14 protein-coding genes are annotated in these 16,324 nt (G+C 39.0%); 6 read left to right on the top strand and 8 right to left on the bottom strand.

The genetic code is table 11. From position 1 onward, the window contains the following. Positions 1–13: 13 nt before the first annotated feature. The gene (locus B9T27_RS13845) at positions 14–1,642 is read right to left on the bottom strand and encodes a phospholipase D family protein (RefSeq protein ID WP_086207398.1); all 1,629 of its coding nucleotides are present in this window, start codon (positions 1,640–1,642) and stop codon (positions 14–16) included. A gap of 96 nt (positions 1,643–1,738) precedes the next feature. Here B9T27_RS13845 and B9T27_RS13840 point away from each other — a divergent pair, with 96 nt between their 5' ends. Continuing rightward, positions 1,739–2,749, top strand: a complete 1,011-nt coding sequence (locus tag B9T27_RS13840; RefSeq protein WP_086207397.1) for a metallophosphoesterase — start codon at positions 1,739–1,741, stop codon at positions 2,747–2,749. Between the two features lie 252 nt (positions 2,750–3,001). Next, positions 3,002–3,346 (top strand): hypothetical protein, encoded by a 345-nt coding sequence (locus B9T27_RS13835; protein ID WP_086207396.1) that lies wholly within the window; start codon positions 3,002–3,004, stop codon positions 3,344–3,346. 78 nt (positions 3,347–3,424) lie between these two features. On the opposite strand, the gene B9T27_RS13830 is transcribed toward B9T27_RS13835, so the two are convergent. Continuing rightward, positions 3,425–4,735, bottom strand: coding sequence for an MFS transporter (locus tag B9T27_RS13830; RefSeq protein ID WP_086207395.1), 1,311 nt, complete (start codon positions 4,733–4,735; stop codon positions 3,425–3,427). A 140-nt stretch (positions 4,736–4,875) separates the two neighbouring features. Beyond that, positions 4,876–5,520: a PAQR family membrane homeostasis protein TrhA gene (gene trhA, locus B9T27_RS13825; RefSeq protein ID WP_086207394.1), complete on the bottom strand. Its 645-nt coding sequence runs from the start codon at positions 5,518–5,520 to the stop codon at positions 4,876–4,878. A gap of 99 nt (positions 5,521–5,619) precedes the next feature. On the opposite strand from trhA, the gene B9T27_RS13820 reads away from it, so the two are divergent. Together B9T27_RS13820 and B9T27_RS13815 are read left to right on the top strand one after the other, a co-directional pair. Next, positions 5,620–6,843 carry a class I SAM-dependent methyltransferase gene (locus B9T27_RS13820; protein WP_086207393.1) on the top strand — a complete coding sequence of 408 codons (1,224 nt, stop codon included), beginning with the start codon at positions 5,620–5,622 and terminating at the stop codon, positions 6,841–6,843. A gap of 54 nt (positions 6,844–6,897) precedes the next feature. Then, positions 6,898–7,326 (top strand): GNAT family N-acetyltransferase, encoded by a 429-nt coding sequence (locus B9T27_RS13815; protein ID WP_086207392.1) that lies wholly within the window; start codon positions 6,898–6,900, stop codon positions 7,324–7,326. A gap of 161 nt (positions 7,327–7,487) precedes the next feature. Here the strand turns inward: B9T27_RS13815 and B9T27_RS13810 are convergent, their stop codons facing one another. From B9T27_RS13810 to B9T27_RS13790, 5 genes are all read right to left on the bottom strand, one after another. Then, the gene (locus B9T27_RS13810; protein WP_086207391.1) at positions 7,488–8,348 is read right to left on the bottom strand and encodes a patatin-like phospholipase family protein; all 861 of its coding nucleotides are present in this window, start codon (positions 8,346–8,348) and stop codon (positions 7,488–7,490) included. Positions 8,349–8,366: 18 nt separating this feature from the next. Further along, a complete protein-coding gene (locus B9T27_RS13805) occupies positions 8,367–8,621 on the bottom strand; it encodes a hypothetical protein (RefSeq protein ID WP_086207390.1) in 255 nt (84 codons plus the stop codon). Between the two features lie 195 nt (positions 8,622–8,816). Continuing rightward, positions 8,817–10,949: a 3-hydroxyacyl-CoA dehydrogenase NAD-binding domain-containing protein gene (locus tag B9T27_RS13800; RefSeq protein ID WP_086207389.1), complete on the bottom strand. Its 2,133-nt coding sequence runs from the start codon at positions 10,947–10,949 to the stop codon at positions 8,817–8,819. A gap of 11 nt (positions 10,950–10,960) precedes the next feature. Next, entirely contained in the window at positions 10,961–12,166 is a 1,206-nt protein-coding gene (locus B9T27_RS13795) for an acetyl-CoA C-acetyltransferase (protein ID WP_086207388.1), read from the bottom strand. 259 nt (positions 12,167–12,425) lie between these two features. Next, positions 12,426–13,436, bottom strand: a complete 1,011-nt coding sequence (locus B9T27_RS13790; protein ID WP_086207387.1) for an AraC family transcriptional regulator — start codon at positions 13,434–13,436, stop codon at positions 12,426–12,428. A gap of 210 nt (positions 13,437–13,646) precedes the next feature. Here B9T27_RS13790 and B9T27_RS13785 point away from each other — a divergent pair, with 210 nt between their 5' ends. Then, complete coding sequence (locus B9T27_RS13785) at positions 13,647–14,765, top strand: CaiB/BaiF CoA transferase family protein (protein ID WP_213033023.1); 1,119 nt, start codon at positions 13,647–13,649, stop codon at positions 14,763–14,765. Between the two features lie 128 nt (positions 14,766–14,893). Then, entirely contained in the window at positions 14,894–16,159 is a 1,266-nt protein-coding gene (locus B9T27_RS13780; RefSeq protein ID WP_086207385.1) for a carbohydrate porin, read from the top strand. Positions 16,160–16,324 lie beyond the last annotated feature (165 nt).

Here is a 16,324-nt window from a genome sequence, read left to right as displayed (position 1 = left end):
AGCTTATTAACGCTTACATAAAGCCTTCAATTGGTAACCAAGAAATAAATTTAACGCCAGCTTTTTGCCACCATTTCATTTTGGGTTCTTTGGTTAAAGTGACAATGCCATTCGGTGTTTGATGTTGCCAAGTGATTTTTTGATCAGGGTTGAGGACTAATTTATAGGCATACTTTTTTAAATTAGCATCTAGCGTTTTATGTACATAATTAGCCAGTGGTGGACTATTAATAATCACACCAATTTCAGTATTTAAATTGGCTGAACGTGGGTCAAAGTTAAATGAACCAATAAAAACTTGTTTTTCATCAATCGCCATCAATTTAGCATGTAAACTGGAACGACTGAGACCTTTTAAACTGACTTTGGCTTTTTTAGACAGCTCTCGATTGCTTTCGTTATCGACATCTGGAAGTGCTGGTAAGAACTCATAAAGTTCGACTCCATTTTTGAGTAAGTCGACTCGATATTTTGCATAAAAAGCATGTACAAGAGAGACATCATTGGCTTTAAATGAGTTGGTTAAGACGCGAACTTGTACACCATCTTTCGCAAGTTCACTGAGCTTTTCTTCTCCTTTTTTTTGTGGCACAAAGTACGCAGAAATTATATCGACGCTGTGGTCTGGAATCTCTAAATGTTTTACCATTTGGAAGTTAAGATGTTCTTCTTTTTTAGCTTTGGCTTTGACTTTGTCGGGGGCATCTTTAATCACTTCTGCTTTGACCCAATCGAGTTGGATATGTTGGTTTAACCAATTGTCAAAGTCATTGGAACGATTACTTAAATCTAAATAGTTTTGAACGGTAATTTCTTCATAATGCTGGGTAAGTTGTTCTTTTAGACTTTCATAGCGCAAGTTGTATTGTTGCGCATTAACAATCTTTCTCACAGAGTAGGCATAGCTATGATTCCAATACTCATCAAATGAATGGGTAATATCATCAACCGCTTGTCCAACCAGCATTACATCGACATCAGAAAATTGATAATTGTCGCTGAGGTTATAATATTGATTGCTCATATTCCGGCCGCCAATCAATGCAACTTGATTGTCAGCAGTAAACGTTTTGTTGTGCATTCGGCGATTAATACGTTTTAAATCAAGCACCATATCAATAGGCCGAATTCGTCTAAAACGATAAGGGTTAAACAGTTTAACTTCAATATTAGGATGTTGATCTAATGCTAAATAAACGGCTTCCATGGATTTGGCATTATTATCATCAATCAGTAGGCGAACTTTGACGCCACGATCAGCCGCTTGAATGATTTTATAGAGCGCTAATGCTCCAATTTTATCGTTATCCCAAATGTAATATTGTAAGTCTAGGGTCTTTTCTGCGGTATCAATTAAGTGAATACGTGCAGCAATTGCTTCTAGGGGATCATATAAAATGTGGTAACCGGTTAAATCTGGATTTTGTTTTTTTAAGGGAGCAATGATTTGGGCTAAATGTGTATCGTCTGTATCAATATCATAAGCAAATTGTGGTTTAATGATATCTTGTTTGGGTAATGTACTACATGCAGACAAGCCGAAAACTAAACATGTGCTTAGCAGAATAGCTGTTTTAGCAGATAACATAGGGCTGTTATCCATTTGATGTAATTGAATCGTTGTTTCGATCGTTTGCGCCATAATACTTTCAGAGAATCCACTGAGCTAGAGTATAGTTGTCATTACTTAAAAGATAAATAAAGAGACGATGGGTGTTTTAAGCCCGAGAGATTCAATATGTGGACGACTGCTTCAATCACCTTCTATTTTTATATTAGCTTTACCATCCTATTGGTATGGGGGATTGCGCAAGCTTGGCTAAGTCAGTCCAGAACGGAAACCATTCATCCTTTTAAATCTTTTGTTCATCTGCTTGCATTCTACTTGTCTTATTTATTATTTCCGTTGTTATTTTATAGTGTATATGCAGGTTGGCTGAATATCTTTTCGATACAGCAAAGTATTTTTATATTTTTACTCAGTAGTTTATTGATTTATGCGCGTTTTATTGAACCACATATGGTTCATGTCCGTACTCTTCAGTATAAATTGAGCCCAGAGCAAGCATTTAAAACTCCTGTTCGGATCGCATTGATTGCAGATTTACATATTGGTTTATTTTCAGGACATGAGCGTCAGCTTAAAAGCATTGTGAAGAAAATAAATCAACAAAATCCAGATTGTGTGGTTGTTGCAGGGGATTGGACTTATGAGCCAGAAAATAAGTTAGTCGAAGAATTGGCAATATTAAAACAGATTAAAGTACCCATCTATTCGGTGAATGGTAATCATGATGAACAGTATCCTGGTCCACCCATTCAAGCCTTATTACGCCAAGCACTTGAACAAAATAATGTGATGGATATTGAAGGAAAAATCGTTGAGTTTGATGAGTTTCGCTTGCTTGGCGTAGGGGATTTATGGGCAGGTAAAACTGATATGCGTTATATGCCTGATTTACCGCAGGATAAACCTTGGCTCATTTTATCGCATAATCCGGATACCGTAGATATGGTACCGAACTTACCAACTAGACCTTTAATGCTTTCAGGACATACGCATGGTGGGCAGGTTCAATTACCTTGGATAACCAGCTATGTGATGAAAAAAGTATCGATCCTTGGGCATAAGCGCGGATTATATCAACATGAAAATGCGGATGTTTTTGTGAGTGTGGGTACTGGTATGGTCGGCGTACCATTCCGATTTTGTGTACCACCAACCATTGATATTATTGAACTGCGTTAAAGTCTCTCTCTACATATATGAAACTGAGTTCAGGTAGATAAAGTTGTCAGGTAGACGTGATTAGAGTAATTATTAAATATGGCTAAATTCAGTGTAAATATTTAATAGTTAATGAAAATTATTTTTTGTGAATGGGTTCTCTATCTGTTTTTTTCCGTGTATATTCTATAAAAAATAGAATGTGAAATGCTTCACAAATATGTATTTAAGTGTATTAAAGCAGGCAAATAAAAAACAATAGAGGGCGATAATATGACATTTTATAAAGAAGTTGGAATACTTTTTGGTCTGTCAGAAGCACAATCAGAACAATTAGAAAAAGGCTTAAAGTCACTTGAGAATGAGTTCGATGTAGCTGATGATGTTAATGCAGAGAGTTTTGCCAAAAAATTCTATCAACAATTTGAAAACTTAATTAAAACTTGTGGAATTGAGGATTGTGATTTAGAAGCACTTGTAAATCATTTGTATTTCACCCAAGAAACTCAAGAAATTGTAACTTTTATTATTCCGAGTTTTTACACCGCAGGTGGTGATCGGGAAATTTTTAATGAAACTTATGAATTGATGATGGCGGAATTACAGCTGGAACAATAAGTGATTGTTTGGTTTCGCTATATTTTTTCAATTAAAAAGCCAGCAGAATCTGCTGGCTTTTTAATAAATAAAAGCATGTTAGATTTGGTTGTTTACATCATCATTTTTGGTTTCACGGATGGCTAAGAATGCTAAAAGTGAAAGAATTGATGCCGCAGATAAGTAATAACCTACTGCATATAAACCATAAGTCGTTGCAAGTTTTGTAGCAATTAATGGTGCAAATGAAGCGCCAAAAATACCTGCAAGGTTAAAGGTTAACGCAGAACCTGTATAACGTACAGAGATTGGAAAAATTTCTGACAATACCGTTCCAATAGGGCCATAAGTCATCCCCATCAAGCCTAAACCAGTACACAGAAATAGAAACACGATCAAAGTACTGCCAGATTCGAGCATATTGGCAAACACTAAACCAAAAAGTGCACAACCAATACATACGCCAATTGAGGTTGCTTTACGGCCAAATTTCTCTGCAAAAATAGCAGATAGTGGAATGAATGCCGCGAAGCATAAGGTTGCAACTAATTGCATTTGTAGGAATTCAGCGCGTGTATAACCAAGTTGGGTGGTTCCCCAATTCAGTGCAAATACTGTGGTGAGGTAGAACACCACAAAGGTACAGATTGCAGCAATTGTACCAAGCACGAGCATTGGAAAGTGTTCAGTTATTACTACTTTAAATGGAATGTTCACTTCTTTTTGTTTATCTAACACTTTTTGGAATGCAGGTGTTTCATGCAATTGTAAGCGAATCCATAAACCGACAATCACCAGTACAGCACTTGCAATAAATGGAATACGCCAGCCCCATTGCATAAAGTCTGCTTCAGACATAAATGCACCAAGGGTTAAGAACGAGCCCGTAGCGAGAATAAAGCCAATTGGTGCACCCAGTTGAGGAAACATTCCATACCAAGCACGTTTCCCTTCAGGGGCATTTTCTGTGGCCAGTAATACGGCACCACTCCATTCGCCACCTAGACCTAGACCTTGCCCTAAGCGGCAAAGCGCAAGTAACAGCGGTGCAGCCAGTCCAATTTGATGATAGGTTGGTAGTAAGCCGATACAGACAGTCGAAACTCCCATGGTCAGTAAGGCAGCAACTAAAGTGGCTTTACGACCAATACGGTCACCTAAATGTCCAAATAGTGCTGCACCAATTGGACGGGCAATAAAGGCAATTGCAAATGTTGCTAAAGATTGAATAACTGCGGTGGTCGGGTCTGTACTTGCAGGAAAGAACAAATGCGGAAAAATAAGCACTGCAGCAGTGGCATAAATATAAAAATCAAAAAATTCGATGGTTGTACCGACAAGACTCGCAAATAAAACACGAGCTTTAGAGTTTGTAGCAACTTCAGGTGTAGCAATATTGGATGACGCCATGATGGACCTTACACTTTTAAAAGTAAAAAACTAGTTTCTCAAGCGTAATCTTTTTAAAAAAAGGCGTAATTTTTTAAAAAAACAACGGGATTAATTCCAATTTACTCGTTCAGGGTCACTGGATTTTGAGCTTATTTGGATTAAATGACATAAAGATAGATTGCAAAGAATTGTGATCCTGCACCGATCAATACAAAAATATGCCATATAGCATGCGTGTATCTTACTCTTTTTAAGGCATAAAACAATGCACCAATGGTGTAAGCAAGCCCACCAATAATTAAAAGTTTTAAGCATTCTGGTTTTAAAAATCGTTGCATATCATCGATGACCAACACTGCGAGCCATCCCATTACCAGATAGGCAATAAGTGAAATTTTTTGAAAGCGATGAATGAAAACTAACTTGAATAATGTACCAATTGCAGCAATCGACCAGAGTGCAATCAGCAAGTGATGCGCTTTTGTTGTTGGAATCGCAATGGCTAGAAAAGGGGTATAGGTACCCGCAATTAAATAGTAAATAGCGGTATGATCGAGTTTTTTATACCACTGGCGTTTTTTTTCATCTACGGAAAAATGATAGACTGCGGAGCTGGTAAAAAGCATTACCATACTCAGCCCATAAACACACAATCCGAAAAACTGCCAAAAAGGGAGATCGCTTCCTTTTATCAGCATAAAGATTGTGGCAATGGCAGCCAATATCGCGCCAAGCGCATGACTAAATGCATTAATGCGCTCTTCTTGTGGTGCGTAAATATGAATCAGATTGTTCGATGGCATAGCGGTTTATATTCTTAAAATACACTTGTATCGTAATGGAGTTTTACCTTTTAGGTAAGACGTTTTAGAATCAATCCTTAAATTATTCGAGTTTTAACTATGTCTCAAGTGGCTTCTCCTTCTATTCAGGAACAACAATTTCTAGATGCTTTTCAGCAAGCCATTGAAATGAAAAGTTTTGATCGAATGATTTTAAGTCAATATAAGGGTGAGCTAGAAGCCTTAGAAAAAATAACCTTTAGAGTCATTTTGTTGCAAGAGCAAGCTGTTCTAAATTGTCTGTATAAATATAAAACGCAGGATGTTACTAAGAACTTACATTTAGATGAAGCATTCGCACACATCCAAAATTTATTAAAAGATTGTAAGCAAGCTAATTTATTGACAGCAGCAGAAGAAATCCAGTTGAAGAAAAATAAAAAGAAAGTCATGCTCACGCGTAGTAAGGTGATATCTGAACATAAAGGTGATAGTGCTGCTCAAGCACATGACCGTGAAAAACATCGCTATGTTGATCAAGACAGCTATTTTTTACAACCACTTGGAATTACTGATGCCAAAGCTCAAATTATTCCAAGCATGGCGCGAAAGTGGAAACAAATTAATAAATTTGTGGAGATCTTCTCTGGTGCATTGGCACAAATTCAAGTGAAAAATCATAGCCTAAGAGTGGTTGATTTTGGTTCGGGTAAAGGGTATCTAACGTTTGCTTTATATGATTATTTGGCAAAACAACAACCACAGCTTCCTTTTGTCACTGGGGTTGAGCTGAATGATAAAATGGTTAAGTTCTGTCAAGAGGTAGCACAAAAGTCACAATTTACTCAATTGGATTTTTTTCAAGGCGATGTTCGTACCTATCAACCTGAACATTTGGATGTAATGATCGCACTGCATGCTTGTGATGTTGCCACGGATTTTGCCATTCATACGGGTATTCGTTTAAATGCTTCCATGATTATGTGTGCGCCGTGTTGTCATAAAGAATTACGCCCACAAATGCATAGCCCTGATATTTTCAAACCAATGTTGCAATTTGGCATTCATGCAGGGCAACAAGCGGAAATGCTAACCGATACGATTCGTGCCTTATTGCTCAAAGCGTATGGGTATGAAACTAAAGTATTTGAATTTGTGGCATTAGAGCATACCAGTAAAAATAAAATGATTTTGGCAACGAAAAAGCAAGACATTCAACAGCCTGATGCTGAAATTTTGGCACAAGTGAAAGCTTTAAAAGATATGTATGGTATTCAACAGCATTCACTAGAATTATTGTTGAGTGATCAGTGGGATCAGCAAGGTATTGGCTGTAAATGTTAATTTAAGATTTGAAGCAGTCGGAAGGCTGCTTTATAACTTGGTGGAAGAATTTTAATGACTCAATATACAATTCGTTCAGGTTCTTGGGGTGAGTTACAAGCGCATGCAAAACTGATTCGTGAGCATGTATTTATACAAGAACAGCAAATTGCTGTGCAAGATGAATGGGATGAGCAAGATGCTGTGGCATTACATTTTATGGTCTATGCTCAAGATCAGCCAATTGCAACTGCACGATTATTACAAAACAATAGTATAGGGCGTGTCGCAGTACTGAAAGCTTATCGTGGTAAGGGTATTGGTAAGTTGTTGATGGAAGATATTATTCAACATGCGCAAAAAGAAAAGAGAGCATTTTTAAAATTGTCGGCACAAGTATATGCCATTCCATTCTATGCAGGCTTAGGTTTTAACGTGCGGGGTGATGAATATTTAGATTGTGGTATTCCGCATGTAGATATGTGGATGCAGCATAATAAATAGTTTTTAATTTGAGTTGATGACATTTTAGGTAACAAGCGGGGCATATATCTGGATCTATAACTAAGTTGTGATATGGAGAAACTTATATCGGGCTTATTTCTAGTCTTATTGAAGTTAAAGCGAGCGACTTAACCTTAACGTCATATGGAATACTTGATATTTTAAGCGATTATATTGTTCCAATCTTCAATCGCTTTGGCACCAGTTTCTAATCCCACGTCATACGTATATTGCAGCTGTCGTTTATTCTTACATAAACGACCTGCTAAGTTTTTATCAGTGGGTGGGCAAACTTCTAAAATACGGTGTTGTTGACTCTGTCTTAAAAAAGCCACGGCTTGATTATAACGGGCACAACGATTTTTAAGACTCGATGCAAAACCATGATTGTTCTTGATTACATATTTTGCTAAAAACTCATCACCTTTACTACTGGCTTTGAAGTAGTGATTGGGTCGTGTTCGGATTACCAATAAATTTTGAACATTATATTGTTGTGCCGCCCATTGCACTGGTAGAGCATCGGCAACACCACCATCAAAATAGGGCTCGCCCATAATTTCAACTGCTTGACGGGTTAATACGGGTATCGAGCTGGAGGCGCGTAAGCCATCAATAATGGTGTCTTTACCTGCGCGTAAATATTCTGCATAACCACTGCGAGCATGGGTAAGCACCATATAAAAGTCAGGATTTTGTGCAAATAATGCGTGTTGATCAAGTGGATTTTCACGCTCAACCACCTCCCACATCCATTTCATATCCAATAAATCACCACCTGCAAGGAAGCGACCATAACGAATAAACTCAGGACGTAGAGAATGATCGAGATAAAGTCCAATATTACGACCTTTTTGACCTGCTAAATAATTAGCAATATTGGTTGATCCTGAAGAGACCCCCACATATAAGTCAAAAGGATTAAAATTTTGTTGCAGGAAAGCATCGAGCACGCCGCAGGTAAAAGCTCCACGCATACCACCGCCTTCAACTACCAATGCATTACGAGGTATTGAGATCATTTAAAATAAATGTAGATTTTAATGTGCAGATTGAGTGCTAGATGTATGGTTTTGCATATGCTGCATTTCTTCATCTGACATTTGCATCGTGTCATGCGTATTTGCTGTGACTTTATTTTTTTCAGCTTCAGCCCGTTTTTGGCTTGGCATATAATCTGGTTCATTGGTTACGGCAAGATAGAAAAAACCAAGAAAGATACAGCTCAGAATCACTGAGATAATAACAGCTTTCCAGCCCCAAGGAGATTTTTCAGGAGAAGTCATATTGCTCATGAGCGGATTCCAACGTGAGAGAATCAAAGGTTAGATTATGTTATAGCATAAATGCTGCTAAAAGCAGACTAAAAAGCGCATTAAATCCATATGAAATTTAAGGTTATGACTTAGGTAAAGCTTTTCAATAATAATAAAGGGGCAGTCAATGCCCCTTCAATTTGCTGGTTAATAGAGAAGAGTCACTAACTTTTATTAGATTTTTTCACCGGATGCCGCTTTTTCTGTGAGCATCTGGGGCGCTTTAAAACGCTCACCATATTTTGCTTCAAGTTCATTTGCTCGTGCAAGTGCTTTGTCTAAGCCGTATTGATTTAAGAACTGTAGTGCCCCCCCAGTCCATGGTGCAAAACCAATCCCAAAGATTGAGCCAATATTGGCATCAATAACAGATTCCAAAACATTTTCTTCGTAGCAACGTAAAGTATCAAGTGACTGCACAAACAAGAAGCGGTCAATCATTTCTTGTTCAGTAATGTCGTTGTCTTTATGCCAATGCTTTAAGCCATCCCAGAGGAATTTTTTACCATTCTCCGGATATTCATAGAAACCAGCACCTGCTGCTTTACCTTTACGGTCAAATTGATGGATCATCGTTTCAGTGACATCATCTGCACTTGAGCGAGGTAGATCTTTACCCTCAGCTTGTAGTGCCTTACGGGTTTCACTGGCGACGTGTTCAGTTAAAGTTAAAGAGACTTCATCTTGAATTGCAAGCGGACCAACTGGCATTCCCGCTTTTAATGCAGCCATTTCAATTTTTGCAGGATGCACGCCCTCTGCCAATAAGCGTAAGCCTTCTTGAACAAAAGTACCAAAGACACGACTGGTAAAGAAACCACGACTATCATTGACGACGATTGGCGTTTTACCAATTTGTTGAACATAGTCATAAGCTTTGGCTAAGGTTTCTGCTGAGGTATTTTGTCCCTTAATAATTTCTACTAAAGGCATTTTATCGACTGGACTAAAGAAGTGTAGGCCGATGAAGTTTTTATCATTCTGACTTGCTTTAGCTAAGCCTGTGATAGGCAGGGTTGAGGTATTTGAAGCAAAAATACCATTATCAGCTAAGAAAGTTTCGGCTTCTTGTGTCACTTTGGCTTTTAGTTCTGGGTTTTCAAAGACGGCTTCAATAATCAGGTCACAGCCTTGTAAATCTTTCGCATTGGCAGTGGCTGTAATTAAACTTAAAATTTGTTCGCGTTTTTCAGCACTGATTCGCCCTTGAGAGACTTTTTTATCCAGCAGCTTTTGGCTATAAGCTTTACCCTTTTCTGCATTTTCTAGTGAGACATCTTTTAGTACCACAGCAATACCTTTGGCCGCTGTAGAGTAGGCAATACCTGCACCCATCATACCTGCACCTAAAATACCGACTTTAGTGGCTTGCCACTTAGCAACGTTTTGTGGGCGGCTCGCGCCCGATTTAATTGCGTTTAGACCGTGCCAGAATGTACCAATCATGTTCTTTGCCACTTGGCCTGTTGCAAGTTTGGTGAAGTAGCGTGATTCGATACGTAGCGCAGTATCGACATCGACCTGAGCACCTTCAACTGCCGCAGCCATGATCGCTTCTGGCGCTGGATAACATCCCTTGGTTTTATCACGGAGCATTGCAGGTGCAATAGCCAAAACTTGAGCAACTGCGGGTGTTCTTGGGTCACCGCCTGGAATTTTATAGCCCTTTACATCAAAGGGTTGTTGGGATTTAGGGTTGGCTTTGACCCAAGCAATCGCTTTATCCATTAACTCTTGTTCAGAGTCAGCTGTATCATGAATCAGACCTAAAGATTTGGCTTTATCAATACCAAATTGTTTACCTTCCATTAAAAATGGAAATGCATTTTGTAGCCCCAGTAAGCGAACCATGCGTACAATTCCACCACCACCAGGCAGTAGACCTAACGTCACTTCAGGTAAACCAAATTTAGTTTTAGGGTCATTCAACGCAATTCGATAATGGCAGCCTAATGCAATTTCCCAGCCACCACCGAGCGCAGTACCGTTTAAAGCCGCAACGACAGGTACACCTAAAGTTTCAATATAACGAAACTCGGCTTTCATTTTTTCAATCATTTGGAAAAATGGGGTCGCATCTTCACGACGTGCTTGGATCAACTCATCTAAATCGCCGCCGGCAAAAAAGGTTTTTTTTGCCGAACGTAAAATAATACCTGTGATCGTTGTTTCAGATTTCAACTTAGATACAATATTTTCTAGAGCAACACGAAAATCAGCATTCATAGTATTGGCAGATTGGTTTGGAGAATCTAAGGTGAGAATGATGATGTTATCAGTATTTTTCTCGTATTGAATTGCACTCATTATTCTTCTCCTTATACCAACTCAATAATGGTCGCAATACCCATGCCACCACCGACACATAATGTCGCTAAACCACGTTTTTTACCTTGACGCTCTAGCTCATCTAGCAATGTACCCAAAATCATGGCACCTGTCGCACCAAGTGGGTGCCCCATGGCAATTGCACCACCATTGACATTGACTTTCTCCGCTGGCACATTCAGCTCTTTCATAAAACGCATCACCACAGACGCAAATGCTTCATTGACTTCAAATAAATCAATATCATCCACAGTTAAACCCGCTTTTGCTAAGGCTTTACGTGCTGCAGGGGCTGGGCCTGTAAGCATAATCGTGGGGTCGGTACCAACCAATGCGGTCGCTAAAACTTTGGCACGTGGTTTTAAACCTTGTTCTTTAACTGCTTTTTCAGATGCAAGTAAAACCACTGCAGCACCATCGACAATACCAGATGAATTGCCAGCATGATGAACGTGATTGATTTTTTGAGCTTCAGGATATTTTTGTAATGCAATGGCATCAAAGCCCATAGCACCCATCATTTCAAAACTAGCGTTTAATTTTGCTAAACCTTCAGCAGTTGTGGTGGGTTTAATAAACTCATCTTTTGCTAAAATGGTAACGCCAGCAGCATCTTTAATGGCCACGATTGATTTATCAAAATAACCATTGGCTTGTGCAGCAGCGGCTTTCTTTTGAGAGTTGGCTGCAAATGCATCAACATCAGCACGGCTATAACCATCTAATGTTGCAATTAAATCTGCACCAATACCTTGTGGAACAAAATGTGATTTTAAATTAGTTTCTGGATCGAGTGCCCAAGGGCCGCCATCGGAACCCATAGCAATACGAGACATTGACTCCACACCACCCGCAACAACTAAATCTTCCCAGCCTGAGCGAACTTTTTGAGCTGCCATATTGACAGCTTCAAGACCAGATGCACAAAAACGATTGATTTGCACACCAGCAACATCATCATTCCAACCTGCAGCAATAGCTGCTGTTTTGGCAATATCACCGCCTTGGTCAGCAATTGGAGTCACACAACCTAAAACAATATCATCAACCTTTGATGTATCTAAATGATGACGTTGTTGTAATTCATTCAGCAAAGTTGTGAGTAGCGTGATGGGTTTGACTTCATAGAGTGAACCATCTTTTTTTCCTTTTCCGCGGGGTGTGCGAATGGCGTCAATGATATATGCCTCGCTCATAGCTATTCCTTTTTTATGACTTTAAAATTTGTTATGCATTCGAGTGTAATGAATAAATGCGAGAGTGCAATGACGAGAACGAATGAGATTGTTGGTGTTTTTAGCCAATGCGGTGGCAGGAGCTTTGATTGGATTTATAGTGATTATTAAAATAATTCAATAGTTTAAATTTTTGATAAAAGAAAGCCCAAGTGGCACTTGGGCAGTAAAGCATTCTTGGAGTTAAATCATTTTAGTCAATGATTCCGTTCCTTGGGGTTTAATGATAGCCATGTAATTGGCGATAGAGTCCTGGCGTGACGCCCGTCCACTTTTTAAAGGCACGATGGAATGTACTGGTTTCACTAAAGCCGACTTGCTGTGCAACGTCTTCAAGGGTGAGATTTGGATTGAGTAATAAATGAATGGCGGCATCACGACGTAAAGCATCTTTGACACCTTGGTAACTCTTACCTTCAGCGGCTAAGCGACGACGCAAGGTTTGAGGTGATAAATACAACATGGACGCAACATCATTCAATGTTGGCATTTCCTCACCAATTTGGCTCTTGAGTACTTCGCGGATACGAGAGGTCAGCGAGTTGGTATTTTTAAACTTAACCAGTAATTGTGCAGGTGCTGCTTTTAAGAATTCTTCCAAAGATGCTGCATCTTGGCGAATTGGTAAATCTAGATAATCTGCAGCAAAGGTAATTTCTGTGCGTGGCATATCAAATTGCATCACGGGTGCAAAAAACAATGCATCATATTCATCGGCATGACTTGGACGAGGATAGCCAAAATTGACTCGTTCTAAAGGAATACGACGTTCAATTAACCATGAAGCTAGACCATGCCAAATCATCAGCATGCTTTCGGTAATAAAATGATCCGGATCCATAGTTTTTGGAATTAAGGGCACCAAACGCGCTTCATGTTTGTCTCTTTCTACAGAAACAGACCATTCATCACCAAATAATTTGTAAAACTGCGATGATAATTCTAAAGCTTCACCTAATGTTTTGGCATGAATAATCAATTGACACATGATGGCGAAAGAGCCTAAACGACGCGGTTGAATATCAAAACCAACGTGTTCATCCTGTGTGACCATCCATAACATTCTAACAAAGCGTGTGTATTGTTCAGGTGAAATACGTGCTTTCGGCTGACGCAGTAACTCCGCTTCGATTCCGACATGCGAAAGTAAGGTGTCGACATCCATGCCGAGGCGTTTAACCCCAGTGAGTGCCGCATTCACGAAGTGGATACTAATCGTATCGCGACTCATGTTAAATCCTTCAGTTTCTTTGATGTTCACTGTACTTGACCTAAATGACGCTAAAAAATATTGGTTTGGCGATTTACAATAATGGAAATTACCTTTTTACATGGTAGATTGCCGAAATGATCAAGGTAAATGGCCGAACATGACATTGTTATAACTGTTTTATATTTCTATTATGGGTCAAAAATCAACATAAAAATGGTAAAAATCATCATGACAGCTGCTTTGAAGGGATTGAAAGTACTCGACTTTTCGACATTATTGCCTGGCCCATTTGCGACTTTGTACCTAGCAGATTTAGGTGCAGAAGTGATCCATGTGGAATCGCCAACACGTCCAGATCTGGTTCGTTTGCTGCCGCCGTATGCAAATGGGCAAGCAACTGCCCACAGTTATTTGAACCGTAATAAGCAATCGGTCGCGTTGGATTTAAAAGATCCAGAAAATATTGAGTTGATCAAACAGAAGATTTCTGAGTATGACATTGTTGTGGAACAATTTCGTCCCGGTGTTATGCAGCGCTTAGGTTTGGATTATCACACTTTGGCTAAAATTAATCCAAAATTGATTTATTGTTCCATTACAGGCTATGGTCAAACAGGGAGTTATAAAGATAAAGCTGGGCATGATATTAACTATATGGCTTTATCTGGTGTTGCTGGGCATAGCGGTCGTCAAGACAGTGGGCCACCGCCAATGGGAATTCAGGTTGCAGATGTTGCAGGAGGTTCTTTACATGCGGTGATTGGAATTTTGACGGCGGTGATTGAACGTGCAAGTAGTGGCCTCGGACAATATATTGATATTTCGATGATAGATTGTGTGGTGGCTTTAAATAATATGGCGGCTTCAGCAAGTCTTGCTGGTGGGCAAAAGCAGAATGTAGAAAGTGAACATTTAAATGGAGGCACTTTTTATGATTATTACCAAACTCAAGATGGCCGATATTTGTCGATTGGTAGTTTAGAGCCTCAATTTATGTCTGGTCTGGCGACTGTTTTAGAATTACCTATTCTGATGGAAAAAGGTGCTTCTTTTGATCCAGTAGACCGTCAACAGGTTAAGCAGGCTTTAGCTGCAAAAATAAAAACTCAAAGTTTTATAACGTGGCGAAAAGTATTTGCAGCTTTAGATGTTTGTGTGGAACCAGTCTTGGCACTCGATGAAGCTTTAGATTCTGCATTGGCTGAACAAAGACAATGGGTGGTCGAGGTTCCTTTAAACTTAGAAACAGATCAGACTGAATCACAATTGGCTTGTCCAATTAAATTTTCACGCTCTGTGGCGAAATATCAATTTATTGGCCAGCACTTGGGGGCAGGAATTTGGTAATTAAAATTTGCTTAAATTAAGTCTTAAAGTTACAAAAGTGCCAACAAAATAACAATTTTTATGATTTGTTACACAAATATTCAGCGTAACCTTTATGTACTAACAAAAAGACATAAAGGTTACCAATAATGAAGAAATTAAGTAGAACATTTCATTTTGGTCTGAGCCTTTTATCCTTGAGCTGTGGCATACAAAGTATTTATGCGGCAGGGGCATTTGATCCTCAAAGTTCTTGGATGCTTGGTGACTGGAATGGGCAAAGAATAGCATTACAACAAAAAGGTTATGATTTTAATTTTGGATATACAGGTGAACTTGCTAACTTGTGGGATTCAAAAAATCACTCGAGTCACGGTACTGAATATGCCGATCAATTTGCATTGGGTGCACATCTCGATTTAAATAAAATTATGGGTTGGCAAGATACCGAAGCGCAAATCACAATCACTGAGCGGAATGGCCGCTCACTCTCACAAACCTCAGATGCACTTAATGGTCATTTAAGTTCGACCCAAGAAGTTTGGGGGCGTGGACAAACTTGGCGTTTAACTGATTTCTGGATTAAAAAGCAATTTTTAGAGCAAAAACTAGACGTTAAAATCGGCCGTTTTGGTGAAGGAGAAGACTTCAACACCTTTGATTGTGATTTCCAAAATTTAGCTTTATGTGGTTCACAAGTAGGGAATTGGGTCGGTGATCAATGGTACAACTGGCCAGTCAGCCAATGGGCTGCACGGGTGAAATACAATATTCAGCCCGAACTTTATACTCAGATCGGAGTTTATGAATATAACCCTGAAAACTTAAAGCGTAGTAAAGGATTTAATTTAAGTACTGATGGATCACATGGTGCGATTGTCCCTATCGAAGCGGTTTGGCAACCGAAAGTTGGTGCTGAAAAATTAACTGGAGAATACCGTTTAGGATATTACTACAGTACGGCAGATGTTGCAGAAATTCGAGATCCAACGCAAACATCACATAAACAAGGCATGTGGGTGATTGCTAAACAGCAACTGACCAGCCATCACGGAGATACAAGCCGAGGTTTGGCCGGATTTGTAAACTTAACGGTTCATGATTCTGATACCAATACCGTCGGTAATATGCAAAACATTGGTTTGGTTTACACGGGTTTATTGGATACTCGACCTAAAGATCAGTTAGCTATTGGTTTAGCTCGAATTAGTATTGGTGATGATGTTCGAGATCAACAAATTTCATTGCGAGAAGATCAACAAAGTGCAGAGTATGATGCTGAAATATATTATGGCATCCATGCGACAAATTGGTTAACTGTGCGTCCAAACATTCAATATATCCGCCATGTTGGTGCGTATAAAAATGGTGAAAGTGCGTGGGTTGGTGGCATTAAATTGCAAACAGCATTCTAGGTTTAGATGTAATGACTAAAGTCAGTTTCTAAAATTAGAGATGGCAATGTAATGTATTCATCCTGATCGTATTGCTTTAGTCTTTCAATCTAAAAATAAATTAAAAGTAATCATTCATCTTGATAAAAATAGGTGAAATGATCAAATGTATAAATATAGGTGGCT

It is taken from the genome of Acinetobacter sp. ANC 4648, assembly GCF_002135345.1.
GTDB lineage: Bacteria > Pseudomonadota > Gammaproteobacteria > Pseudomonadales > Moraxellaceae > Acinetobacter.
This window is presented reverse-complemented; position numbering and strand designations above follow the sequence as displayed.